General features: G+C 61.2%; 25 protein-coding genes and 1 pseudogene. 10 read left to right on the top strand and 16 right to left on the bottom strand.

Annotated features, from left to right (window positions below; translation table 11 throughout):
- Nucleotides 1-5: 5 nt before the first annotated feature.
- Nucleotides 6-1,904: a 2-oxoacid:acceptor oxidoreductase family protein gene (locus ABT23_RS09430; protein WP_296634156.1), complete on the bottom strand. Its 1,899-nt coding sequence runs from the start codon at nt 1,902-1,904 to the stop codon at nt 6-8.
- 153 nt (nt 1,905-2,057) lie between these two features.
- On the opposite strand from ABT23_RS09430, the pseudogene ybaL reads away from it, so the two are divergent.
- Nucleotides 2,058-3,721: pseudogene (ybaL, locus tag ABT23_RS09425) on the top strand (YbaL family putative K(+) efflux transporter).
- A 74-nt stretch (nt 3,722-3,795) separates the two neighbouring features.
- On the opposite strand, the gene cysG reads toward ybaL, so the two are convergent.
- From cysG to dsrA, 15 genes are all read right to left on the bottom strand, one after another.
- Nucleotides 3,796-5,235, bottom strand: coding sequence for a siroheme synthase CysG (gene cysG, locus ABT23_RS09420; protein ID WP_296634153.1), 1,440 nt, complete (start codon nt 5,233-5,235; stop codon nt 3,796-3,798).
- A 3-nt stretch (nt 5,236-5,238) separates the two neighbouring features.
- On the bottom strand, nt 5,239-5,583 hold the full coding sequence (locus tag ABT23_RS09415; RefSeq protein WP_296634150.1) for an iron-sulfur cluster biosynthesis family protein: 345 nt from the start codon (nt 5,581-5,583) through the stop codon (nt 5,239-5,241).
- Between the two features lie 18 nt (nt 5,584-5,601).
- On the bottom strand, nt 5,602-6,972 hold the full coding sequence (locus ABT23_RS09410) for a cobyrinate a,c-diamide synthase (protein WP_296634148.1): 1,371 nt from the start codon (nt 6,970-6,972) through the stop codon (nt 5,602-5,604).
- Between the two features lie 90 nt (nt 6,973-7,062).
- Nucleotides 7,063-8,265, bottom strand: coding sequence for an NrfD/PsrC family molybdoenzyme membrane anchor subunit (gene nrfD, locus ABT23_RS09405; RefSeq protein WP_296634145.1), 1,203 nt, complete (start codon nt 8,263-8,265; stop codon nt 7,063-7,065).
- A 6-nt stretch (nt 8,266-8,271) separates the two neighbouring features.
- Nucleotides 8,272-9,051, bottom strand: coding sequence for a sulfate reduction electron transfer complex DsrMKJOP subunit DsrO (gene dsrO / locus ABT23_RS09400; RefSeq protein WP_296634143.1), 780 nt, complete (start codon nt 9,049-9,051; stop codon nt 8,272-8,274).
- Entirely contained in the window at nt 9,048-9,545 is a 498-nt protein-coding gene (locus ABT23_RS09395) for a hypothetical protein (RefSeq protein ID WP_296634140.1), read from the bottom strand. Before ABT23_RS09395 ends, dsrO begins: the two co-directional genes overlap by 4 nt.
- Before the next feature lie 2 nt (nt 9,546-9,547).
- Complete coding sequence (locus tag ABT23_RS09390; protein WP_296634138.1) at nt 9,548-11,506, bottom strand: NAD(P)-binding protein; 1,959 nt, start codon at nt 11,504-11,506, stop codon at nt 9,548-9,550.
- 64 nt (nt 11,507-11,570) lie between these two features.
- On the bottom strand, nt 11,571-13,094 hold the full coding sequence (gene dsrK / locus ABT23_RS09385) for a sulfate reduction electron transfer complex DsrMKJOP subunit DsrK (RefSeq protein ID WP_296634135.1): 1,524 nt from the start codon (nt 13,092-13,094) through the stop codon (nt 11,571-11,573).
- 50 nt (nt 13,095-13,144) lie between these two features.
- A complete protein-coding gene (locus tag ABT23_RS09380) occupies nt 13,145-13,885 on the bottom strand; it encodes a respiratory nitrate reductase subunit gamma (protein ID WP_296634132.1) in 741 nt (246 codons plus the stop codon).
- A 173-nt stretch (nt 13,886-14,058) separates the two neighbouring features.
- Nucleotides 14,059-14,394, bottom strand: coding sequence for a TusE/DsrC/DsvC family sulfur relay protein (locus ABT23_RS09375; protein ID WP_018507215.1), 336 nt, complete (start codon nt 14,392-14,394; stop codon nt 14,059-14,061).
- A 23-nt stretch (nt 14,395-14,417) separates the two neighbouring features.
- A complete protein-coding gene (gene tusB / locus ABT23_RS09370) occupies nt 14,418-14,717 on the bottom strand; it encodes a sulfurtransferase complex subunit TusB (RefSeq protein WP_296634129.1) in 300 nt (99 codons plus the stop codon).
- Between the two features lie 11 nt (nt 14,718-14,728).
- Nucleotides 14,729-15,124 carry a sulfurtransferase complex subunit TusC gene (tusC, locus tag ABT23_RS09365; RefSeq protein WP_296634125.1) on the bottom strand — a complete coding sequence of 132 codons (396 nt, stop codon included), beginning with the start codon at nt 15,122-15,124 and terminating at the stop codon, nt 14,729-14,731.
- An 11-nt stretch (nt 15,125-15,135) separates the two neighbouring features.
- On the bottom strand, nt 15,136-15,495 hold the full coding sequence (gene tusD, locus ABT23_RS09360; RefSeq protein WP_296634123.1) for a sulfurtransferase complex subunit TusD: 360 nt from the start codon (nt 15,493-15,495) through the stop codon (nt 15,136-15,138).
- Nucleotides 15,496-15,585: 90 nt separating this feature from the next.
- A complete protein-coding gene (gene dsrB, locus ABT23_RS09355) occupies nt 15,586-16,656 on the bottom strand; it encodes a dissimilatory-type sulfite reductase subunit beta (protein WP_296634120.1) in 1,071 nt (356 codons plus the stop codon).
- Nucleotides 16,657-16,722: 66 nt separating this feature from the next.
- The gene (dsrA, locus tag ABT23_RS09350) at nt 16,723-18,024 is read right to left on the bottom strand and encodes a dissimilatory-type sulfite reductase subunit alpha (RefSeq protein ID WP_296634117.1); all 1,302 of its coding nucleotides are present in this window, start codon (nt 18,022-18,024) and stop codon (nt 16,723-16,725) included.
- Between the two features lie 400 nt (nt 18,025-18,424).
- Between dsrA and ABT23_RS09345 the strand changes: the two genes are divergently transcribed.
- The 9 genes from ABT23_RS09345 (at nt 18,425) to prmC (ending at nt 25,345) form a co-directional block, all read left to right on the top strand.
- On the top strand, nt 18,425-18,619 hold the full coding sequence (locus ABT23_RS09345; protein WP_296634114.1) for a hypothetical protein: 195 nt from the start codon (nt 18,425-18,427) through the stop codon (nt 18,617-18,619).
- Nucleotides 18,616-19,275, top strand: coding sequence for a type I-MYXAN CRISPR-associated protein Cas6/Cmx6 (cas6, locus tag ABT23_RS09340; RefSeq protein WP_296634111.1), 660 nt, complete (start codon nt 18,616-18,618; stop codon nt 19,273-19,275). The genes ABT23_RS09345 and cas6 overlap by 4 nt, the downstream gene beginning before the upstream one ends.
- A gap of 55 nt (nt 19,276-19,330) precedes the next feature.
- Nucleotides 19,331-19,663 (top strand): TusE/DsrC/DsvC family sulfur relay protein, encoded by a 333-nt coding sequence (locus ABT23_RS09335; RefSeq protein WP_296634109.1) that lies wholly within the window; start codon nt 19,331-19,333, stop codon nt 19,661-19,663.
- Nucleotides 19,664-19,746: 83 nt separating this feature from the next.
- Nucleotides 19,747-20,595, top strand: coding sequence for a sulfurtransferase (locus ABT23_RS09330; RefSeq protein ID WP_296634105.1), 849 nt, complete (start codon nt 19,747-19,749; stop codon nt 20,593-20,595).
- A gap of 2 nt (nt 20,596-20,597) precedes the next feature.
- On the top strand, nt 20,598-21,218 hold the full coding sequence (locus ABT23_RS09325; RefSeq protein WP_296634102.1) for a hypothetical protein: 621 nt from the start codon (nt 20,598-20,600) through the stop codon (nt 21,216-21,218).
- 8 nt (nt 21,219-21,226) lie between these two features.
- A complete protein-coding gene (locus tag ABT23_RS09320; protein WP_296634097.1) occupies nt 21,227-22,126 on the top strand; it encodes a TauD/TfdA family dioxygenase in 900 nt (299 codons plus the stop codon).
- Between the two features lie 46 nt (nt 22,127-22,172).
- Nucleotides 22,173-23,399, top strand: coding sequence for a glutamyl-tRNA reductase (gene hemA / locus ABT23_RS09315; protein WP_296634093.1), 1,227 nt, complete (start codon nt 22,173-22,175; stop codon nt 23,397-23,399).
- Nucleotides 23,396-24,478: a peptide chain release factor 1 gene (prfA, locus tag ABT23_RS09310; protein WP_296634087.1), complete on the top strand. Its 1,083-nt coding sequence runs from the start codon at nt 23,396-23,398 to the stop codon at nt 24,476-24,478. The genes hemA and prfA overlap by 4 nt, the downstream gene beginning before the upstream one ends.
- Before the next feature lie 3 nt (nt 24,479-24,481).
- On the top strand, nt 24,482-25,345 hold the full coding sequence (prmC, locus tag ABT23_RS09305) for a peptide chain release factor N(5)-glutamine methyltransferase (RefSeq protein WP_296634083.1): 864 nt from the start codon (nt 24,482-24,484) through the stop codon (nt 25,343-25,345).
- Nucleotides 25,346-25,362: the final 17 nt, after the last annotated feature.

The following is a 25,362-nucleotide window of genomic DNA, read 5'->3' as shown; positions in this document are numbered from 1 at the left end:
CGGCTTCAGCAAGCGGTCCGGGCGCCACGTTTGAGGCTCGCTGGGCGGGAATCGCAACCTGGTGCAGTCTGGACAAGGTCATGTCGATGGCACGGTAATTCAACTCGACCAGCCGGCGGCTCTTCTTGCCGTAGGTCTTGTCGACCGCCTGCTTGATCGCGGCGATCGCCTCGTCCTTCGGCAGGATGCCGGCAGGTCTGCATGATGGTGTTGATGCGCCGTCCCATGCCGGCCTCCGCGGCGACGGCGTAGGCGTCGATCGTCCACAACTGCAGATGTTTCTCCCGCATCTGTGCGCGCAATGTCTGCGGCAGCGTATCCCATACCTGGTCCGGCGACGCGGGCGTGTTGAGCAGGAAAACCCCGTCGGGCGCGGCGTGTTCGAGCAATTCATAGCGGTCGACGAACATCGGCTGGTGGCAGGCGACGAATCCGGCCATGCCTGGTTCGACCAGATAGGTGGAGCGGATGGGTGCCGGACCAAAACGCAGGTGCGACACCGTGACGGCACCGGATTTTTTCGAATCGTAGACGAAATAGCCCTGGGCCTGCAGGTCGGTGGCCTCACCGAGGATCTTGATCGAATTCTTGTTGGCCGACACCGTACCGTCGGCGCCGAGCCCCCAGAACACGGCGTGTTGCAACTGCCGCGACGCATCGGTGCGGAAGGCGGTGTCCCATGGCAGTGACAGGTGGGTGAGATCGTCGTGGATGCCGACGGTGAACTGGCGTTTCGGTGTGGCGGCGGCCAGTTCGTCAAACACCGCCTTGACCATGGCTGGCGTGAATTCCTTGCTGGCAAGCCCATAGCGGCCACCGATCACGCGCGGCATGCTGCGCTGGCCATCTGCCGAGGCCTGCGCCAGCGCGCCGAGCACATCCTTGTAGAGCGGTTCGCCATCGGCGCCGGGTTCCTTGCAGCGATCGAGAACGGCAATGGATGTGACGGTTGGCGGCAATGCCTCGAGCAGCGCCGCCGGTGAAAACGGCCGGTACAGTCGCACCTTCAGCACACCCACCTTTTCGCCACGCGCGACAAGATGCTCGACTGTCTCGTGTACGGTCTCGGCGCCGGAGCCCATCAGCACGATCACCCGTTCGGCATCCGTCGCTCCGACATAGTCGAACAGCGTGTACCGGCGTCCGGAGAGTTCGCCAAAACGATCCATCGCGTCCTGCACGATGCCGGGGAAGGCATCGTAGTAGGGATTGGCACGTTCGCGCGACTGGAAGAACACGTCGGGATTCTGCGAGGTGCCGCGCAGCACCGGATGCTCCGGCGACAGCGCGCGTGCCCGATGCGCCGCCACCAGATCGTCATCGATCATCGCGCGCACGGTTTCCGCATCGACCGCAGCGATCTTTGCCACCTCGTGCGAAGTCCGGAAGCCGTCGAAGAAATGGATGACGGGAATGCGTCCCGCCAAGGTCGCCGCCTGCGCGATCACCGCGAAATCCTGCGCCTCCTGCGGGGAATTGGCGGCAAGCATGGCGCAGCCGGTGGCACGGCAGGCCATGACGTCGGACTGGTCGCCGAAGATCGACAACGCATGCGTCGCCAGCGTGCGCGCCGCGACGTGCAGGACGAAAGGCGTCAGTTCGCCAGCGATCTTGTAGAGGTTGGGAATCATCAGTAGAAGGCCCTGGCTGGCCGTGAAGCTGGTCGCCAGCGCGCCGGACGTGAGCGCGCCATGCAACGCGCCAGCAGCCCCCCCCTCCGACTGCATCTCGATGATTTTCGGCACCGCCCCCCACAGGTTGGGCCTGCCCTGCGAGGCCCATTCGTCCGCCCATTCGCCCATGCTGGATGCCGGTGTGATGGGATAGATCGCGATCACCTCGTTGCCGAGGTAGGCCATGCGGGCAACGGCTTCGTTGCCGTCAATGGTAAGCGTCGTGGTCATAAGGGGCTCTTACAGGATAACTCCATCCTTTATTCTAGACGCGACTCGCGAATGGGCCAGCCACCACGACGACGATAAACGCGTCGGGAAATGAATTTGCATCCAGTACACTAAACCACTCGTGTCCGCTAAAGCTTCATCTGCTCACCTGCCATGCCACACAGCGTCGAACTCATCACCACCATTGCTGCCGCGCTCGGCCTGGCGCTGATATTCGGTTTCATTGCCGTTCGCTTGCGGCTGCCCGCACTGGTCGGCTATCTGCTGGCCGGCATCGTGATCGGCCCCTTCACTCCAGGTTTCGTGGCGGATACCGCGCTTGCGGGCCAACTCGCGGAAATCGGGGTCATGCTGCTGATGTTTGGCGTGGGCCTGCATTTCTCGCTCGATGACCTGCTGTCGGTGAAGAAGATCGCCCTGCCCGGCGCCGTAGTCCAGATTGCCGTGGCGACTGCGATGGGCGTAGCGTTGGCCAGCTGGTGGGGCTGGAACCTGATGGCCGGCATCGTGTTCGGCCGGAAAGCCTGGGAGCGTTGGCCACGCCGAACGGCCGCATCGCAGTGGGCTGGCTGATCGTGGAAGACCTGGTGATGGTGATGGTGCTCGTATTGCTGCCACCGCTGGCCCAGGTGTTCGGCAACACTCCCGGGACGGCAAGCGATCATTCGCTGCTGGCCACGTTGGCGATCACGCTCGGGGAGGTCGCGCTGTTCATCGGGCTGATGCTGGTAGGCGGACGACGCTTTTTTCCCTGGCTGCTGTGGCAGGTTGCCCGCACCGGCTCGCGCGAACTGTTCACGCTGTGCGTGGTGGCCGCGGCGCTCGGCATCGCCTACGGCTCGTCCGTGCTGTTTGGCGTCTCCTTTGCGCTGGGTGCGTTTTTCGCGGGCATGGTGCTACGCGAATCGGCGTTGAGCTACCGTGCCGCCGAGGAGACACTGCCGCTGCGCGATGCCTTTGCCGTGCTGTTTTTCGTCTCGGTCGGCATGTTGTTCGATCCGAGCGTGTTGTTGGCGCAGCCGCTGCAGGTACTCGCCGTGGTTGCCATCATCGTGTTCGGCAAGTCGTTGGCGGCGTTCCTGCTGGTGCTGGCCTTCCGCTATCCGCTCAATACCGCGCTGACCGTCTCGGCGAGCCTCGCGCAGATCGGCGAATTCTCCTTCATCCTGGCCGGCCTGGGCGTGATGCTCGGTGTGCTGCCTGCCGAGGGGCAAAGCCTCATTCTGGCCGGCGCGCTGATCTCGATTGCGCTCAATCCCCTGGTGTTCACGGTCATCGAACCCGCACAGACGTGGATCCGCGCACGTTCGAAACTGGCACGCAAACTGGAACAGCGCGACGACCCGCTGGCCGAACTGCCCGCTGACGTCACGCCGCACACGCTCACCGGCCACATCGTACTGGGGGGATACGGCCGCGTTGGCCGTCATATCGCGGAAGCACTTGATGCCCAGGGCCAGCCCTATGTGGTTGCCGAGCAGCAGCGCGAGGAAGTGGAAAGACTGCGGACCCGCGGCATTCACGCCGTTGTCGGGGATGCCTCCGAACCGGCCGTCCTGATCCAGGCACACATCGCACGCGCACTGATGCTGGTCATCGCCATTCCCGACGCCTTCCAGGCGCGCAAGATGATCGAGATCGCCCGGACGCTCAACCCTCGCATCCATATCCTGGTGCGTAGCCATTGTGAAGACGAGGCTGCGCTGCTACGGCGCGAACAAAGCGTGGATGTCCTGGTGGGAGAACGTGAGCTGGCGAACAGCATGGTGCGCCGCGTAAGCGAATGCGTGAAGGAACAGGCCGAGGCACACGTCTAAGTGCGCCGGCTTTCGGCACGACACGCCGGGCGCTGCAGCCGCCCGGCCCTGAAATCGCGTACCGGTCGAACGATTCAGCGCAAGTGGTCCACCGCCTCGAGCGGGGTGAGATGGGCCTGCTCGCTGTGCAGCTCGGGCTGATACCAGCCGAGCTTTTCGCGCAGCTTGACCACATTACCGACGATGATGAGCGTCGGCGCCTTGAGCCCGGCCTGCTCAGCCAGCTTGGGCAGCGTGGTGAGATCGCCGGTGATGACGCGTTGCGTCGGCAGCGTGCCATGCTGGATGATGGCCGCCGGCGTGGCAGCCGTCAGGCCGTGCTTGATCAGCGCCTCGCACAACATCGGCAGGCCCTTCAGCCCCATGTAGATGACGATGGTCTGGTCCGTGCGCGCGATGCCTTCCCAGTTCATGTTGAAGGTGTTTTCCTTCAGATGACCGGTGACGAAGGCGACCGACTGCGCGTAGTCGCGGTGGGTGAGCGGGATGCCTGCGTAGGATGCCACGCCGGCGGCGGCGGTGATGCCGGGCACTACCTGGAACGGCACGCCGTGCTCGACCAGGGTTTCGATCTCCTCGCCGCCACGACCGAAGATGAAGGGGTCGCCACCCTTCAGCCGCAGCGTGCGCTTGCCTTCCTTGGCCAGTCGCACCAGCATCAGGTTGATCTCTTCCTGCGGCACTGCGTGGTCGTCACGCTCCTTGCCGACGTAGATGCGCTCGGCGTCGCGCCGGCACATGTCGAGGATGGGCGGCGAGACCAGGCGGTCGTAAACGATCACGTCAGCTTGCTGCATCAGGCGCAGGGCGCGGAAGGTGAGCAGGTCGGGATTGCCCGGGCCGGCACCAACCAGATAGACCTCACCGCGGCTGATCGTATGCTCGGCACCGTCCTGGATCATGGCCTGAAGCTGCGCCTCGGCCTCGACATCACGACCGGAAAACACCATTTCGGCAACCGGCGAGAGGAACACTTTCTCCCAGAACGCGCGTCGCTGTTCCGGCTTGATCGCCGCACGCACACGATCCTTGTAGCGCGAAGCCAGTGCGCTCAGGCGGCCATACGCAGCCGGGACCAGGGTTTCCAGCCGCGCTCGCAGCATACGCGCGAGCACCGGCGATTCGCCGCCGCTCGAGACCGCCACCATGATCGGCGAACGGTCGATGATCGACGGCAGGATGAAGCTGCACAATGCCGGCTTGTCGGCCACGTTCACCGGAATATGCCGTGCCCGCGCCGCGTCCGCGACAAGCTTGGCGGCGGCCGCATCCTCCTCGACCACAATCACCGCATCCTTGCCATCGAGCAGGTCGGGCGTAAAGACATCCGCCACGCGGTTCAGGCAATCGGCATGCGGCAGGCGCCCAAAGCCTTCGTGCAAAGCGGGCGCAGCGACATCGACGCGCGCACCGGCACGCAGCAGCAGTTCGGCCTTGCGTGCGGCTGTCTCGGAACCGCCCACCACCAGGCAGTGGCGATCGCGCAGGTCAAGGAAAATCGGCAGGTAATTCATGGCTTACTCGGCGGAGGTGGCGTCAGCGTCCGGCTCTGAATCGGACTCGGGTCCGTCTTCTGCCGAATAGGGCGGGATAAAGATGAAGCGCATGTCGCCTGGATTCATTTCGACAAAATCGAGCGTTACGCCCTGCAGATACGGCGTGCTGGACGCGGCAATCAGGATTTCGATTCCATTGACGACGAGATGTTCGTCGGCCTCGCGTTCGGTATCGAAGCCCATGCCGTAGTTCACGCTGCCGTCGTCCTCCTGATAGGCAGCCACCCGCAGGATCATCTCGAATACATCCGGATTGTTGTTGGCGGCGCGAATCTGCGCGGCAGCAGCGTCGGTGATCTTGATCATGGGTTCATCCCTCGGTAATTAAGCGGCAGCGCGCGCCTTATGCGCACGCACCTGGTTCAGAAAAGGCGCGATCCAGCCCCGTTCCCCGCTGCCACGGCGATGCACGTAAGCAGCGAGAAGATTGTATTGCTGGTAGCCGTCATGTACGCCATCGATGCCATGGCCACGTTTGACCTGATATGCATAGATGGAGTCGGCCGGGAGATTTTCCAAGCTGGAATAGTGAAATTCATGTGCGGGGATCGGGGCGGTTTCCTGCCAGCGATCGTCGCCAGTGGGCTGCAGCCGCGCGTAGCCTCGCCCCACGGGACGATCATGCATCACCGTGTCGCCTGGCACCACCCCCACCATCTCGCAACGCTTTCCCTGCCAGTCGAGCCGTCTCGACAGATACATCAGGCCCCCGCATTCAGCATAGGTGGGCAGCCCGGCTTCGATGGCGCGTCGAATGCGGCTGCGCAAGGAAACATTGGCCTCCAGTTCGGCCATGAACACTTCAGGGAAGCCGCCCCCGATGATGAGTCCGTCCACATCAGGCAGCGTGTCCGCATGCAGCGTATCCAGTTCGATCAGTTCGACATTGGATGCACGGAGAGTGTCGAGATCCTCACTGTAGTAGAAACCGAAGGCCGGGTCGTGGGCGATTGCCACCCGCACCTGCACCCCCGCTGCCGGGGCTGGATGCTCGTCCGGCGCCTCACGTGCGGGCGCGCTGTCGGCGATGGCCCGCAGCCGATCGAGGTCGACCTGGGCGGCGACCCGCTCGCCTACGTGCTGGATGCGCGCCCGTGCAGCCTGCTGCTCGTTGGCCGGCACCAGACCCAGATGACGCTCGGCGATCTGCATGCTGGCGTCGTGCTGGACGGCGCCGATCACTTCGACATCCGTGTAATGCTCGATCACCGCGCGCAGCTTGGATTCATGCCGGCTGCCACCGAGATTGTTGAGGATGACGCCGGCGATGCGGATGTCCGGATCGAACGCCTGATACCCCAGGATCAACGGCGCTACCCCGCGTGTCATGCCGCGCGCGTCGATCACCAACACCACCGGCGCACCCAGCAATTTGGCGAGCGCGGCATTGCTGTTGCTGCCGTCGAGGTCGAGGCCGTCATACAGCCCTTTGTTTCCCTCGATCAGGCTGATGTGGGCGCCAGCTGCGGCACGGGCGAACTGCCGCTCGATTTCGCTGCGCTGCATCATGTGAAAATCGAGGTTGTAGCAGGGGCGCTGTGCCGCCATACCCAGCCACAGGGGATCGATGTAATCCGGGCCTTTCTTGAACGGCTGAACCTCATGGCCACGCGCATGCAGGGCAGCGCACAAGCCCAGCGTCAGCGTGGTCTTGCCCGACGATTTGTGCGCGGCAGAAATGAAGACGCGGGGCATTGGAGCCCCGCGCTTGTCAGAATCGTTTGATGTGGCTTGCTGGTTCATTCCGGACGATCCCTGCCAGACTGGCGCCCGGCAGGTTATGCATCAATGTTCCAGTTTGGCAATCGTGGCATCGTCCAGATTGGCCGGCAGCAAACGCAGTACCTTGACGGCAAAGGTGGTGACCAGCAGCGCGATGGCGACGCCACCCAGCCCCAGGAAGAGTTCAGCCATGGTCGGCGAATACTCGTGGATCACCCCGTCATAGAAGCTGCTCTTCATCGTCATCCCCGGGAACATGTCCAGCGGATAGGCTTGGGCCCCGATGATGGTGACGTACATCTGCGCAATACCGCCCAGGATGACCAGCGCACTGGCGATCATGATCCAGCTGCGCTGCCTGCCCAGACCGCTCAGCAGAATGACCAGCGGAACGACACAGCCGATTACGATCTGCCCCACCCAGAACAAGGTGGTGATGATGCCGCCGTCGCGCAGGATGAAGCTTTCGACACTGCCCAGCTTGGCGAAGTACAGGTTGGTCAGGTGATATACCACGACGAAGTAGAGCACTGCTGCGACGAATACCGCGAGGAGGCTCTTCAATCGCATCATCACGGCATCGCCAAGCGGCCGTCCGGTCCAGGCGTAGGCCGCGACCAGCACCATCAGGTAGATGGCCAGGCCGTAGGCAAACGACATGATGATGAACATCGGCGCCAGCATCGAGGTCCCGTACAGCTCGCGTGCAACCAGGAAACCGAACAGTGAACCCGTACCGGTGGTCAGGGTCAGCCGCCAGATGAATGCCGCCGTGCCGGCCGCCTTGGAGTAGGCCTTGACGTTACGATCCAGCATGGTCCACAGGTAGATGCCCACCAGCGCGAAGAAGCCGGAGTAAAGGAACACGTTCCAGGTGAACATCGACTTGAAGTTGAAGTGCGTCATCGCCACGATCAGACGATCGGAGCGACCGAGGTCGAGCACCAGCACCAGCAGACCGCCCAGCATCAGTGCCAGCGCCAGGATGGCCGACAGCGGTGCCAACGGCTTGTACATCGGCTTGTTGAACACCGACGCGATCGACGCGACGTTCAGTGCGCCCGAGGCGGCCACGATCAGGAACACTGCAAATACGTGCGGCAGGCCCCAGACGATCTGGTTGTCCATGCCGGTCACGACGTGGCCGTGATGGTGCATGTACAAATAGGACAAAAAGCCGAACAGTACGAAGAGGCCGATGCCTCCGAACAGCAGCCAGTACTTCATGCTGCTGCCTTCTACTTCGCGGAAAGTGATGCTTGCCATGTTGTTTTAGATTCCGTGATAGCGAACGCCGACATTGAGATTCAGATCGGCCCGCACCTGCTTGGTCGGCAGTTCGCGCAGGCGCTTGGAGATCTCGCTTTCGGGGTCGTTCATGTCGCCGAACACCAGGGCGTTGTGACCCGAGGCCGTACACGCTTCGACACATGCCGTCGTACCGTCGCCGCGATCGACTTTCTGCACACAGAACGTACAGGCTTCGACGCAGCCGATACCACGCGGCACATCCGGCTTCTGGGTATCGTTCAGCGGCTCGTGCACCAGCGAGCGCGCCTTGTAAGGGCACGCCATCATGCAGTAGCGGCAGCCGATGCAGGTATGGCGGTTGACCAGCACGATGCCGTCAGCACGCTTGAACGAGGCGCCGGTCGGGCACACGTCCACGCATGGCGGTTCTTCGCAATGCTGGCACATCATGGGCAGATTGGTTTCTGCCTGGGTCAGCGGGTCCTGCAATTCCAGCTTGCGGATCCATTGCGGCGCCTGCTTGGGATGCTTGCTTTCAGCCACCGGGGTCCAGCCGTTTTCTGTACTGCAGGCGGACACACACTCGTCGCAGCCGCTTGCGCATTTGGTCGCGTCGACCAGCATGCCCCAACGCACCGCGCTGCTGGCAGCCTGCTCTTCAGGACGACCATGCGCCACGTCGATCAACATCACGCCAGGGGCCAGGGTCACGCCTGCCGCCGTCATCGTGGCGACGCTGATAAAACGACGACGCTCGGGTGAACTGGGCGTATTGTCGGACATCGATTTCATATCGTTCATTGGGCAATCCCAGCCATCTCTTCCGCGCTGATCTTGCTATTGGCCTGGGCCGCAAGCTTGTGCGCGTAATGCGCCGTCTCAGCGTTCAACGGGTGCATCGCCATCGAGCCCTGCGGCTTGGTGGAGTGGCAATCGAAACAATCGATTTTCACAGCCGCATAGCTGTGGCAGCTCACGCAAAAGTCGTCCTTGGACGCAGCAACGCTGCCAGTTTTTTCACTGGCATGGCAATTGATGCATTCCTTGAGACTGTATTTCTTGGTACGGATACCTTCAAGCACAGTCTCATCGCGATGATGCAGCAACACTTTCATGTGATTGCGCCGCATGAAGTCATTGGGTTCGACGCACTGCTCGCCCTTGACAGCCTTCGTAATCACGGGCTTGGGTGCGCCACTGGCCTTGGGCTGGTCATCCGACCCGGCCCAGGCCAGGGCCGCAGTCGTCAACACGACTGCCCCCAAAGCCAGGAGGCGTTTGATCTTGCCTGCCACGCTCAGTCACCCATACCCATGACGATGTAGCCGGTCGGGCAAACGTCGGCGCAGATATGGCAGCCGATGCACTTACCGTAGTCGGTATCGACGTAACGACCGACAGTGGGGTTGTCCTTCTTCTTGACCTTGAACACGGCGGTCTGCGGGCAGTACACGACGCAGTTGTCGCATTCGAAGCACTGGCCGCAGGACATGCAGCGCTTGGCCTCGTCGATGACAGCCTTGTCCGACAGGGCATGCAGACGCTCTTCGAAGTTGCCCAGCGCGCCTTCCTTGTCAAGCACGGTCACCTCGCGGATGTTGCGCGGAACATTGGGGAAGTGGCCAAGGAACAGTTCGTTGTGCGGAATGATGTGGCGCGCCGAACGGTCTTCGAAGTTGTGCAGGATGTCCTTGCGCTCCGACGTACCCCAGATCTGGCCCTTGACTTCGCTGTACTCGTGGCCGGATTCGAGCCACTTGCGGATTTCGTCGAAGTGGTGGACGTCAACCTTCGGACGCTTGTCGAGTTCCTTGCCGGCCAGATAGGCATCGATGCCATCGACGGCGATGGATGCATGGCCGATTGCGGTGGTCAGCAGGTGCGGACGGATCACGTCGCCACCGACGAAGATCTTCTCGCTGCCGGGGAAGCGATAGTTCTTGTCGGCCTTGATCAAGCCGTTGTTGTTGTTGAATTTCTCGAGGCCGGTGAAATCGACGCCCTGGCCGATCGCGGAAACGATCAGGTCACCCGGCAGGTCGCGCTCGGTGCCTTCGACGATCTTGGTTTCCTTGCCTTCCATCACGAAGTCGGCCACGCGCAGGGCGGTGGCACGACCATTCGCGTCGACGACCACGGCAACCGGGGTCACGCCGCCGATGATCTCGATGCCTTCCTGTTGGGCATGCTCGACTTCGTGCTTGTTGGCGGCCATCTTGTCGATGGTGGCGCGGGACACCAGTACCACCTCGGCGCCTTCGCGTGCGGAGATCGAGGCGACATCAGATGCCATGTGGCCGGCAATCACGGCTTCCGGGCGTTCGTCGTGCGTACCCGACTTGGTGACATTGCCCAGACGACGGGCGACGGTGGCGACGTCGATCGAGGTATCGCCGCCGCCGATGACCACCACACGGTTGCCAACGTGCTGCAGACGGCCTTCGTTGAAGGCGCGCAGGAAAGCAACAGCGGTCACGCAGTTGGGAGCCTCAGCACCGGGAACCGGCAGCGGACGGCCAGCCTGGGCGCCCATCGCCATGAAGATGGCGTCGTAATCCTTTTCCAGCTGTTCGAAGCTGACGTCGGAACCAATACGGGTTTTCAGGCGGGTTTCTACGCCCAGCGCGATGATGCGATTGATTTCCGCATCGAGCATTTCACGCGGGGTCCGGAAGCCGGGAATGCCGTAACGCATCATGCCGCCGAGCTCTTCGTGCTCGTCAAAAATGGTCACGCCATGGCCGCGCAGACGCAGCTGGTAGGCGGCGGCCAGGCCGGCTGGGCCCGCACCGATCACGGCAACCTTCTTGCCGGTTTCGGCAGCGGTCGACGTGTAGGTCATGTTGTTTTCGATGCCCCAGTCGCCGACGAAGTGCTCGACCGAGTTGATGCCGACGTGGTCTTCGACCTGATTGCGGTTACAGCCGGATTCGCACGGTGCGGGGCAGACACGGCCCATCACGCCGGGGAAAGGGTTGGCTTCGGTGATGCGGCGGAAGGCATATTCCTGCCAGGTCACACCTGCGGGCGGTTTTTCGATGCCACGCACGATGTTGAGGTAGCCGCGAATGTCTTCACCGGCCGGGCAGGAACCCTGGCAAGGCGGCGTGGAGAGCATGTATTCCGGGCACTTGTGCGTCCAGCTCGACTGGAAAATCCTGTCCTGTGCGGAACGGAAGTCAGCGTCTGACTCGCCATCCTTATAACGACGCCATGTAACGCCTTCGGTTTTTGCTTTGTTCGTCGTGACAGCCATGTTGGTTCTCCTAACGCCTACGTAACTAAAGATAGATAAATCGCAATCAGTTCTGTGACCCAACTCAGTCCAGCTTGATCGCCTTGCTAACCAATTGATGCACACCGCCCACCATGCTCATGTCGAAGCCATATTTGGGCAAAACCTTGGTGAACTGCGCCTTGCAGATGGCGCAGATGGTGGCCATGAAGTTGACCTGGTATTCCTTGACCACATTGTTGAGTGCAGTAGCACGCGGCAACGCACCCTTGACGCGCACTTCCATCAGGTCGTCCGTCAGCACGCCGCCGCCGCCGCCGCAGCAGAACGTGGCTTCATAGATGGTGTCGTCCGCCATGTTGTGGAAGTTGTTCACCACCGACTTGATCAGTTCGCGCGGAATGGTGAACTGCCCGCCGGGTTCAGTACCCATGCGCGACGCACGGGCCACGTTGCACGAATCGTGGTAAGTCACGATCAGATCATCATTCATTGACGGATCGACCTTGATTTTGCCGGACTTGATCAGATCGTTGGTCAGTTCGCAAATATGTTGCGGCTGCGGATAGGTCGGATCGAGCTGCTTTTGCAGTTCGATCGAGAAAGGATCGTTGCCGCCATAGCCGATACCGGTCAGCGTATTCCAGAAACTGTAGGCGACGCGCCAGGCATGGCCACACTCGCCGACGACGATGCGCTTGACGCCAAGCTCCAGCGCGGCATCCCTGATCCGCATGGCAACCTTGCGCATCGTTTCGTAGTTGCCGTTGAACAGGCCGAAGTTACCCGCTTCTGCCGCATGCGTGGACAGGGTCCAGTTGATGCCCGCCGCGTGGAATACCTTGGCATAGCCGATCAGCGATTCAACATGCGGCTCGGAGAAGAAGTCGGCAGACGGCGTGATCAGCAGCACTTCAGCGCCTTTCACGTCGATCGGCATCTTGACCGGCACGCCGGTGTCGGCTTCGATGTCCTCTTCCAGTCCTTCCAGGGTGTCGATCAGCGCGGGACCAGGCAGGCCCAGGTTGTTGCCGATCTTCTGCACCTTGCCGAGAATCTCGTTGGAATACTTCTGACCCATGCCAACGTGGTTAAGTATCTCGCGGCCGGCCATCGTGATCTCGGCCGTGTCGATGCCGTAGGGGCAGTACACCGAGCAGCGGCGGCATTCCGAACACTGATGGTAGTAGCTGTACCAATCGTCGAGGATTTCCTTGGTGAGGTCTTTGGCGCCCACCAGCTTGGGAAACAGCTTGCCCGCTGTAGTGAAGTAACGGCGGTAGACCTGACGCATCAGATCCTGGCGTGCCACCGGCATGTTCTTGGGAACCGAGGTGCCCAGGTAATAGTGGCACTTGTCGGTGCACGCACCGCAGTGCACACACGCATCGAGGAAAACCTTCAGCGAGCGATACTTGCCGAGCAGGTCGCCCATCTTGTCGATTGCGCGCTCTTTCCAGTCCTCGCCCAGTTCATGCGGATATCCCATGAAGTCCTGAACCGACTTGGGCGCAGGGAAGGACTTGACATGCGACATGACGCCTTCGTGAAGCCTGGGAACCTCGATGTCGTCCTTGATTTCTGGGATGTCAAATTCAGCAGCAGCCACGTGTGAGTCCTCTGTCCGTACTTAGGCGTTCGTCAATCGTCGTCGACGAATCAGTTGTTCTGATCCAGGCGTGCAGCCCATGCCGCTACATGGCGATGTTCACGCGGGTTGTCGACCTGGTTGCGGGTGGGGCTGAAGAACAGGCCCGGCGCATGCAACAGTTTGCTGACCGGGAAGATCACCATCAGCGAAGCCACCAGGGCCAGATGCACCATCAGGATCGGGTCCTGCGGAAGCGGCTGGATATCCAGATACATCAAGCCCATGAAGAACTCTTTCAGCGAAATGATGTCGGTATGGGCGACGAAGGTCATCAGCATGCCGGACACGCCGATCCCGATCAGCAGGAGCAGCATCAGATAATCGGACGGTGTCGAGATGTAGCGCACCCGGTCGACAACGAAGCGGCGCGCCAACAGCCCCGCCAGGCCAGCGACCATCATGATGCTGGCGTATTTGCCGAAGGGCTGCACGATGTCGACCCAGAACCAGACAGGCTGGGTGAAATAGCGAAGGTGGCGCGCCAGAACCAGAAGCAGACCGAAATGGAACAGCCAGCCGAAGACCCAGATCCACTTGTTCGATTTGAACAGCGACTCGAATACCACCACCTCTTTCGCCATCCGGTACACCACGCCGGTTCGCGTAGTCGGCGCAGGGGTCGTCGGGATGACCAGCGGTGCGGGTGTGCGGCTGTAATCAAAAATCTTGTAGACCAGACCCACCACCAGCAGGAAGGTGGCGATGTAGAACATCCCGGCGTAAATCATCGTCACAGTAGACAAACTCACTCTCCTATCGGACCCCGTCCCGCCACGCGATGAAATGCCTGGCGGAATTGCATTCCTTACCAACGTTTTGTTTGCGAATCAAACGCAAGGCGAGCCAACCCCGCCCCATTTGATTGGGAAACATAACGATCGGAGTCGCCCCGAAAATCCGAGGCGACCCGACGACTTACAACTTAGATACAGCCGGTCGGCTTGGGCAGACCCGCGATCTTACAAGCCTGCTTGGCGGGGCCGTAGGGGAACAACTCGTACAGGTACTTGTTGTTGCCTTTTTCCGGGCCGAGCTTCTTGCCAATGGCCTTGGTCAGAACGCGAACAGCGGGAGCGATCTGGTATTCGGCGTAGTACTCACGCAGGAAGTTGACGACTTCCCAGTGGCTGTCGGTCAGATCGACCTTCTCTTCGACGGCCATGTACTTGGCGATGTCTTCGTTCCACTGCGACAGGTCGACCAGATAGCCTTCCTCGTCGACTTCGACTTCCTTACCGGCGATATTCACCATGGGCATAGCAATACTCCTTCTATTAAAAGTTACAGCCAAGACTGACAGTTGCTGTGCTCTGCGACCAGATCCACAAAACCGCCGTAATCCACGACATTGACTCCGTCCAGCACACGCCCGGCCATGCCGCGCGCCGCCAGATCAGGACCGAGTGCGTAAATCTTGAGGTCAGCTGCTGCTGCCTGGATTTTCGCCGCTGCCGCGTTACCGTTCGTCGCCGCGTACACCGCGTCTTCGATCAGCAATACAGCAGAACCTTTGGTGGCCATGCGCAGGCAGCTTTCCAGCGAACTGCGCTCAGTGGCCGATTTATTCACAATATGCAGCATGTCCGGTCCCCTTAGAAGCTGATCACGACGTCTTGCTCGGCCATGAGATTCGCCATCTCATCGACGGAGAGCACCGTCACATCCACAATCAGGTCGTCTTCGGTCAGACCGCGCGCATCCAGCGACACCTGGTCGACATAGAGCTTCTCAATGTCGTAGCCTTCCAGTGCACGATAGGTCTTGGAAAAATCCTTGACCTCGATACCCTTGGTGTCGACGCCCTTCATCAACTGGTAGACACCGTCGTCGGTGAAGACCATGCTCACATCCTGATCGAAGGCAGCGGTAATCAGCACCACTTCCAGACCTTCCAACGCGTACACAGTACCGTGCGGCGCCTTGCGGTTCAGGAACATGAATTTCTTGACGACACCCGAGCCGTCATCCATATCGTCCATATCGCTCATCTCGTTAACCCTTAATCACCGAACGTCACGAGACGATCGTACTGAATACCCATTTCCACCAACTGACCCAGACCGGAAATACGGAAACCCGGGGCCAGCAGCTCATCCTTGATGCCACGACGCAGCGCAGCGGCCACGCACACAACGAGGTCGATGCCATGCTCTTCGGCCAGCTTGGACCAGCGCATGGTGACGTTGCGGTCATCCTGCGGCGGCTCAGCCATGCGCGTCGAGTTGTTCACGCCATCATGGTAGAAAAAAATACGCGGAACTTTGTGCCCCTTCTCGATCGCCGTACGGGCGAAGAGATAAGCGGAGTCACTGGCCTCATGGTTGTAAGGCCCTTCGTTTACAAGAATGCCGAATTGCATGGCTAGCTCAAACTCCGAAAAATCCAGTCATTGTTATCAAGCATCCGCCACAGCCAGAGCGGTGGCGGAGCTGACAGCTCCCCAAACAGCTTAGAAGCGGATGTGCGCAGAAGCGTTCAGGTTGGCACGACCACCACGCCAGTTATCAATGTGATACTTGGTGAAGGGCAGACCGGTCTTCTCGAAAAATGCGGGCCAGCCGATGCGGTCGATCCAGTCAATCATGCGCTCCCAAGGCTTGCCGTCAGCCTTGTAGGTGGCGAGGATCTTCTTGACCACCTCGCTCACTTCCGGCCAACGCGGCGCATTATTCGGCAGGCCGGACGCGACCAGCTTGTGGAAGGTCGGCTTGGAACGGGCGTTCGAGTTCTTGCCGCCCACCCAGATCGCGATCTTGGAGTGCTCGGGGTCGTTGATCTGCATCGGCGGGCACGGGGGGAAGCAGGCGCCGCAGCAGATGCACTTCTTCTCGTCGACTTCCAGCGAGGGCTTGCCGTTCACCAGGGCGGGACGGATCGCCGCCACCGGGCAGCGGGCAACAACGGACGGACGCTCACACACGTTGGCAACCAGATCGTGGTTGATCTTCGGCGGCTTGGTGTGCTGAACGATGATGGCGATGTCGGCCTGGCCGCCGCAGTTGATCTCGCAGCAGGAGGTCGACATCTTGACGCGGTTGGGCATCTCGCACTTGACGAAGTCGTCATACAACTCGTCCATCAGCGCCTTGACCACGCCGGAAGCGTCGGTGCCGGGGATGTCGCAGTGCAGCCAGCCCTGGGTGTGCGCGATCATGGACACGGAGTTGGCGGTACCACCGATGGGATAGCCCTTGTCGTTCAGCGCCTTGATCAGCGGCTCGACCTTGGAACCATCAGCCACCATGTATTCGATATTGGAACGCGCGGTGAAACGCACGAAACCATCGCCATATTGGTCAGCAATGTCAGCCAGCTCACGGATGGTGTAGTGGTCCATCTGGCGCTGGGTACCGGCCTTGACGGTCCAGATCTCGTCGCCGGACTCAGCGCGGTGATACAGGACACCCGGCTTCGGATGGCTGTGGAAAGACCACTTGCCATAGTTCTTGACCATCACGGGATGCATGTAGGGCATCGGATCCGGGGCGCCGGATTCGATAGGCGGACGTAGTTCTGCCATGTTTTATCTCCAACTGATTTAATGCACGGGCCCCAGCTCTCACCAGAGCCCGCGGTAAGCGAAAACTTAAGCGGCGGACTGCTTGTACTCGTTCCACTTCTCCACCTGCTCGTCCCAGTCGTCGGAACGGAAGTAGGGGTTGGAACGCGGTGCACTGATCATGTTGGGATCAACCGGGATATCCAGGCCTTCGAGGAAGTTGGTCAGGCCGATACGCTCGATCATTTCACCGGTACGCTCGTGCTCCAGTGCGTTCTCAGCAAAGAAGTCGAGGATATTGCGAGCCAGTTCGTTCAGCTTCTCGAAGTCCTCGTCGGATTCGAGCTTCATGAACGGAATCACCACGGTACCCATGGTGGCGCCGATCTTCAGCACGCCCTTGCCGCCCACCAGGATGGTCACGCCCTTGTCGCTACCGGGCAGCAGACCGCCGGGAATGACGTTCAGGCAGTGCATACAGCGCACACAGTTCTTGTTGTCGATGCACATGGTCTGGCCGTTGCCCAAGTTGGCCGCGGAAACATGCTCGCTGGCCTGGAACTTGCCGGTTTCAACCAGGGTGATGGCCTTGGTCGGGCACTTGCTGATCACGTCGTTGACGAGATCGTTCATGCCGTGGGCTTTCATGTAGTCCTGAACCTGGGCTTCGTTCACGCGGATGTTGTCGCGCCAGGTGCCGATGGTCGCCATGTCGGAACGCTGGATGGCATTCACGCAGTCGTTCGGGCAGCCGGAGAACTTGAACTTGAACTTGTACGGCAAGGACGGACGGTGCATGTCGTCCAGGTTGTTGTTGATGACGGTGCGCAGCGCCTTGGCTTCGTCGTAGCAGGACATTTCGCAGCGGGCGGCGCCGACGCAGGACATCGAGGTGCGCAGCGCGGGACCGGCGCCGCCAAGGTCGAAGCCCATTTCATTGAATTCATCGAAGGCCTTCTGGACGTTTTCGGTCTTGATGCCTTGGAACATGATGTCGCCGGACTGGCCATGGAAGGCGATCAGGCCCGAGCCACCGGTCGCGGACCAGACGTCACACATCTTGCGCAGCAGGTCGGAAGTGTAGTGCATGCCTGCGGGCGGCTGCACGCGCAGAGTATGGAATTCAGCCGCCTCAGGGAACAGCGGCTGGTGGTTTTCGTCTTTCAACTCGGTGAAGCGGGGGATCACACCACCACCATAGCCGAACACGCCAACCGTACCGCCCTTCCAGTAACCGAACTTGGTCTTGTACGACGTCTCCAGCTGACCCATCAGGTCAACCATCATGTCGTTGTCCTTAGCCAGACGCTTCAGACCGGTCACGAAGCTCGGCCACGGGCCTTTCTCGAGCTCGTCCAGATTGGGCGTATCAATCATCTTCTTTGCCATAGTTTTCTCTCCTAGAACATTTCGAAATGCCCGCTCAGCCGATAGCTCAACGGTATCCCATCATCGTATTGAGTTGATGGCCGCATCACCATCATTCTCATGGGTAAAACGATTACTCCATCGCGGTAGGTTTTAACCTACCCAAAAGGAGTAGATCGATTTCCCCAACGCGGTAATGCCCCATCTAGGCAAAGGGTGAGACATTACGTGGCCGCCACAGGAATCAATAAGAGTATTAAAATATTGTTGCAAACGCAAGCCCCTGTAACAAGCAGGGTTGAAATGGTACGCAACAACCTTATTAAAGCAAGGTTTGTTTGTGTTGCTGTACAACGCATTCATATCGAATTGAAGCAACTCGGATCGAGATTCCATGCCAGAGATCACACCATTAGACAAGATGCGACTCCCCTTCGGCGGCCAGGAGATCGAGTTCCAGCACCTGACCCACGAGTCGGGAGGCGTGCCGTTTCTACGCATCCGCATACGCGAGAACAAGCGCTTCACTATTTTCGACGTCGACCCGGTCAGCGCGCAGAAATGGGCCGACCTGATGCAGGCTTGGGCCAAGGACCATGCGGGAGACGCGCCGTGAACTGGGCAGGTTGGCCTGAAAACAAGCCCGAAGCGTACACGCCGCACATGATCGACCTGCAATTCGATCTGGCCGGCACCACCATTCCGGCCGACAATGCACAACTGATGTCGGAGGCACTGCTGCGCCTGCTCCCCTGGCTGGGTGAGGATGGTGGCACTGGCATCCAGCATCTCAAAGGTGCAGAAACCAACAGTGGCGATGCCACGCTCAACATCAATCGGCGTACCAAGATGCTCGTGCGCGTGCCCAAGACACGTGTGGACGAGATGCAGCGCCTGGTCGGGCAGACACTGGACCTGGCCGGTCACCGCCTGCAGATCGGCAGCTTCAAGACCCGTGAATTCAGTGCCTTCGCCAACATCTACGCACACTTCGTTGACACGGGCCGGGCGACTGAAGAACAATTCGTGCAGGACGTGATGCGCGAACTGGATGGCCATTTCCAGCTGCGCTGCGGATTCATCTGCGGCAAACAGCAAACCCTGCAAACCGCATCCGGCCCAATCTACGGCTACAGTCTGATGCTGCATGACGTGCCGCCACACAAATCCCTGCAACTGCAGGACGAAGGCATGGGACGCAACCGTTTGTTAGGATGCGGGATTTTCATCCCGCACAAATCCATTGCGCCGGTGATGCCGGCGAACCATTGAACCCGCTGCCGGTTGTTCCGGCGATTCTTTAGTGACCAACCCGAAAGGAGAAAACATGTCTTATGTTGTAAATGGCGAAGAGCTCGAAACCGGTGAAGAAGACTTCCTGCTGGAAGCCAACTTCAGCGACGACGTCCCCCCCGTCATCGCCGCGGCTGAAAAAATCACGCTGACCGACGATCACTGGACCGTCATCAACTATATGCGCGACAAATACAAGGAAGATGGTCATACCCCGAACTTCCGCAACATGTTGTCCGAGATGGAAGACCTGCATCCCGGTACCGACTGGAAGAAAAAGCTGTATGAGCTCTTCCCCAACCAGCCCGCACGTCAGTCCGCCCGCGTTGCCGGCCTGACCAAGCCTTACGGCAAAGGCGGCTACTGATAGCAGTCAGAGACCCCGTTGGGCGGGCAGCGGTTTCCTCGCTGCCCGCTCCGACCTGAAGTTCACCTATCACGGCTCCAACGATGTTTTCCAACACCCTCGTTACCACTGAAGATCTGGCTGCCCACCTGGACGACCCCAACTGGGTCATCCTGGACTGCCGCTTCACCCTCACCGACACTGAGGCAGGTCGTCAGGCGTATGAGAAAGCACATATCCCGGGCGCTCGCTATGTGCATTTGGATGAGGATCTCTCTGCTCCCATCGGCGAAACCACCGGGCGCCACCCGCTGCCCGATCCGCGCGTGCTGACCGAAAAGCTGTGTGCATGGGGTGTAGGCGTCAACAAACAGGTCGTGGTATACGACGACAGTTATGGCGCCATGGCAGGGCGGCTATGGTGGATGCTGCGCTGGCTTGGGCACCCCGGTGTGGCCCTGCTGGACGGCGGCTACCCGAAATGGCTGCGTGAAAAGCGCCCGGTCAATGCCGACATCCCGGCACCACACCGGGGTGCCTGCGCCTGCCTGCCCGAACCGACCCAGATCGTCGCGGCGGACGAGGTCTTGCGCGCGTCACAGTCCGGCGAGCAACTCATCCTCGATGCGCGTCCGGACCGCCGCTTCTCCGGCGAATTCGAACCGCTCGACCCGGTGGCCGGGCACGTACCTGGCGCGATCAACTGGCAATTCGACGAGAACCTCGACGTGGACGGGACCTTCCTGCCGCCCGAAGCGCTGCGCGAAAACTATCAGGCCCTGCTCAAGGGCAGGCCTGCCTGGCAGGTGATCCACATGTGCGGTTCCGGCGTCACCGCCTGCCACAACATTCTGGCGATGGAAGTCGCCGGTCTTCCCGGTTCACGGCTTTACCCCGGTTCGTGGAGCGAGTGGATCACCGATCCCGCCCGCCCCGTCGCCACAGGAGAATAATCATGGCCATGCCTATCCGCGTCAAAACTGTCTGGTTCAAGAAAGACGGCGAGCGCAGCGCCGAAGAAATCGCTACCGCTGTCGCCACGACCACCTGGCGCGTCGCCGACAAGGCCGTGGACAACCTCGGCCGCGAAAACTACGACATCATCACCCCGGCGCGCGGCTTCAAGCTGATCGCCGAATTCCTCGCCTTCCTGGTGCATTACTGCGACCGCATGGCCTATGCAACGCTGACACCCGAACGCCGCATCGCTGTACTGCAGGCGGTCGCCAACCGGCTCGGTGAAGTGATGGAGCAGAACGTGCGCGAAGTGGTAGGCAAAAACGACCCGCGCAACTACAAACAGGAATTCATCGATTTCCTCAACCGCCGCTTCGCCGACTATGCGGAATTCGAGTTCCCTGACGAAGAAAAGGCCAGCTTCCCGGCGTTACGTTTCCTCGGTTTGCAGATCCGTGACGAGATGGGCGACAACGACAAGACCTGGATCATGGACCAGATCATGGACATCGAGATGCCCGAGATGATGGGCACGGTGAGGAAGAGCTTCAAGGGCCTCTTGTCCGACGCGCCGGTCAAGCGCGGCTTCGGTTCGCCCGACATGCTGCCTCCGGAATAAGGCGCGGCATGGCGAATTCGCCTTTCGATCTGGGCAACGAGAGCGGCTACCGCGCCTGGCGCAATGCCCGGCTTGCCGCCTATCCGCGCCGCATCGACGAACTGGTTGTGTCGCTGGACGATCCACGCCATCTCACTGCCGACGAAGCCGACACGCTCGAGGCGTGCTGCGCGCGCGCCAACATGGCCATCTACAGCGCATCGCACCTGCCTGCCGCCGACAAGTCGATCCCGCATCGATTGGCACAACAACTCGGCCTTTCCCGCCTCGAAGGCAACTATCTGGCCGATGAAGACGGGCTTTCCAGCATCACCCCGGCCAGCGACGAAGGCGGCAGCGTACGCGGCGATTTCATTCCCTATACCCACAAGCCGATCAACTGGCATACCGACGGCTACTACAACGCACTCGATCACCGCATTCTCGGCATGACGCTGCATTGCGCGCAGGATGCCGAATCCGGCGGCGAGAACGCCCTGCTCGACCACGAGATTGCCTATATCCAGTTGCGCGATGCCAGCCCCGATTATGTTGCCGCGCTGATGCAGCCCGATGCGATGACCATTCCTGCTCGCATGGACGAGGACAACGTCGCCCGCCCGGAACAGAGCGGCCCGGTGTTCGCGGTCGATCCCGACGCGGGTTTTCTGTATATGCGCTACACCGCACGTACCCGTTCGATCGTGTGGAAGAACGACGCGGTCACGCAGGCCGCCGTCAAAACCCTGGCCGATATTCTCGCCAGTTCGGAATACATCCTCACGGCGCGTCTGAGTCCTGGTATGGGCCTCATCTGCAACAATGTGCTGCACACCCGCAGCGCGTTCTCCGACTCACCCGGCCACCGTCGTCTGCTCTATCGCGGGCGCTATTACGACCGCCTGAACTTTCCCGCGCGCCCGCAGTAGCGGGAGCGGTTAAAATAGCGGTCTTCGTTTTTCGGCCATCTGCCGTATGCAGCTTCTCACCCTCGGGGTCAACCATCACACTGCGCCACTCGCGATCCGCGAGCAGGTGGCGTTCGGCCCTGAGAAGCTGGTGCAGGCGCTGCACGAGCTGACGCAGACCCAGCGCGCGTCCGAGGTCGCCATCCTGTCGACCTGCAACCGCACCGAGCTGTATGTCAACACGCCCTCCCCCGAGGCCGTGGCCCAATGGCTGGCCGACTTCCACCAAATCGAGCGGCGTGAACTCGCGCCCTACCTGTATACGCTGCCGCGCGAGCAGGCGGCACAACATGCCTTCCGTGTCGCCGCCGGACTCGATTCGATGGTGCTGGGCGAGACCCAGATCCTCGGCCAGATGAAGCAGGCAGTACAGGCTGCAGAGGAGGCCGGCACGCTCGGTCTGCTGCTGCACAAGCTGTTCCAGCGCACTTTCTCGGTCGCCAAGGAAGTGCGCACCAGCACCGAGATCGGCGCCAATTCGGTGTCGATGGCCGCCGCCGCCGTGCGGCTTGCCGAACGCATCTTCCCCAGCATCCGGGACCAGGCCTGCCTGTTCATCGGCGCTGGCGAGATGATCGAGCTGTGCATCACCCATTTTGCCGCGCAACACCCGCGCCGCATGACCGTCGCCAACCGCACGACCGAACGTGCCCGTCCGCTGGCCGAACGCTTCAATGCCGAAGTGATCCCGCTGACCGCGTTGCCCGACGAATTGCCCGCCTACGACATCATGCCCATCCTCGGCAAGGGCATGCTGGAGCGTGCAATCAAGCAGCGCCGCCATCGCCCGATCTTCATCGTCGACCTCGCAGTGCCACGCGACGTCGAAGCCGAGGTCGCCGACATGGACGACGTCTTCCTCTACAGCGTTGACGACCTCGGCCAGGTGGTGCGCGAAGGCATGGACAATCGCGTGGCGCAGGTCGCACAGGCCGAGGCCATCATCGAAACCAGCGTGGAAAACTTCGTGCACTGGATGGAGGGCCGCGAACTGGTGCCGCTGATCCGTTCGCTGCGCGACAATGCCGAGCGCCATCGCCGCCACGAAATCGAGAAAGCCGAGAAGGCGCTGGCGCGCGGCGGCGACCCGCGCGCCGTGCTCGAGGCGATGAGCCACGCACTGTCCAACAAGCTGCTGCACGCCCCCACTCACGCGCTCAATCACGCCAACAGTGCCGAACGCGACCAGTTGGTCCGCCTCATCAGCCAACTCTACGGGCTGCACCACGAATGAAAGCCTCGCTGGCCGACAAGCTCGCTCGCGCCGACGAGCGGCTCGAGGAACTCGACGCCTTGCTGTCGCAGCCGGAAATCGCCGGCGACATGGAAAGCTATCGCAAGCTCACCCGCGAGCATGCCGATCTCAGCCCGGTAGTGGCGCTTTACCGTCAGTACAAGCGGGTCGAAGCCGACCGGACAACCGCAAGCGAGATGCTTGCCGACCCGGACATGCGCGAACTCGCCGAAGCGGAACTCGCAGATTGCGCAACGAAAATCGGGCAACTGGAAACCGAACTGCAGACTGCGCTACTGCCGAAAGATCCCAACGACGAGCGCAACATCTTCCTGGAAATCCGCGCCGGCACCGGCGGCGACGAGTCGGCGCTGTTCGCCGGCAACCTGTTGCGCATGTACACGCGCTATGCCGAGCGCCAGGGCTGGAAGGTTGAGATCGTGTCGGAAAACCCCGGCGAAGTCGGGGGCTACAAGGAGGTGATCCTCCGCATCGTTGGGCAAAGCGCCTACTCGCGACTGAAGTTCGAATCCGGCGGCCATCGCGTGCAACGCGTGCCGGAAACCGAGTCGCAGGGCCGCATCCACACCTCGGCCTGCACCGTCGCCGTGATGCCGGAAGCCGACGAGGTCGGCGATGTCGACATCAACCCGGCCGACCTGCGCATCGATACCTTCCGTGCGTCGGGCGCCGGTGGCCAGCACATCAACAAGACCGACTCCGCGGTCCGCATTACCCATCTGCCGACCGGGCTCGTGGTCGAATGCCAGGACGACCGCTCCCAGCACCGCAACCGCGCCCAGGCGATGAGCGTACTGGCGGCGCGCCTGAAGGATCGCGAAATCCAGGCTCAGCACGCCACCGAAGCCAGCACCCGCAAGAACCTGATCGGCAGCGGCGACCGCTCCGATCGCATCCGAACCTACAACTTCCCTCAGGGCCGCATCACCGATCACCGCATCAACCTCACGCTATACAAGATCGACGCGATAATGGACGGCGACCTCACCGAGTTGCTCGATGCGCTCGCGGCCGAACATCAGGCCGAATTGCTGGCGACGCTTGCCGGCGAGGGCTGAAACATGGCCCGCGAGGCTGCGACCGTCGCCCGTCTGCTCGACGACGCCACAACACGCATTGGCGCGACGCTCGGACTGGAAACGCGCGAAGCGCGACTGGAAGCGCGCATACTCGCCGCGTTTGCCTGGGACGTGGCGCCCGCCTGGCTGATCGCGCACGACACCGACCTGCCGGCCCAAGAGCAAATCACGCAATTTCGCACGCTACTCGCGCGCAGGCTGGCAGGCGAACCGATCGCCTATCTCACCGGCATGCGCGAGTTTTACGGCCGCAGCTTTCGCGTGTCGCCCGACGTCCTGATTCCGCGACCCGATACCGAATTGCTGGTGGAGCGGGCTCTGACGCACATGCCCGGCGACCAGGCAGTAGAGGTCCTCGATCTCGGTACCGGCAGTGGCTGCGTCGCCATCACCCTGGCGCTGGAGCGGCCGCTTGCACGCGTGACCGCCGTGGACCGCTCCGATGCCGCGCTCGCCGCCGCGAAAAATAACAGCAGCATCCTCAACGCACCTGTCGAATTTCTGACCAGCGACTGGTTTTCTGCACTGGCCGGACGCCGCTTCGACCTCATAGTCGGCAACCCGCCCTATATCGCCGCCACCGATCCCCATCTGGCGCGCGGGGATGTGCGATTCGAGCCGCTTTCCGCACTCGCAGCAGGTCCGGACGGTCTGGACGACCTGCGCCGCCTGATCGCGGCAGCACCCGGGCATCTCAAGCCCGGCGGCGCGCTACTGGTGGAACATGGGTACGATCAGGCGAATGCCGTCCGGGCCTTGCTTCAGGCCGCGGGATTCTCCCATCCGCAAAGCTGGCCGGACCTGTCTAGCATCTACCGTGTCAGTGGCGGCAATCTGTCGGAATAATTTACACTCGCCCTGAC

The sequence above is a fragment of the Thiobacillus sp. SCN 63-57 genome, assembly GCF_001725555.1.
Lineage (GTDB): Bacteria > Pseudomonadota > Gammaproteobacteria > Burkholderiales > Thiobacillaceae > Thiobacillus.
The sequence above is the reverse complement of the archived record's forward strand: the minus strand, read 5'-3'. Positions and strand labels throughout refer to the sequence as shown.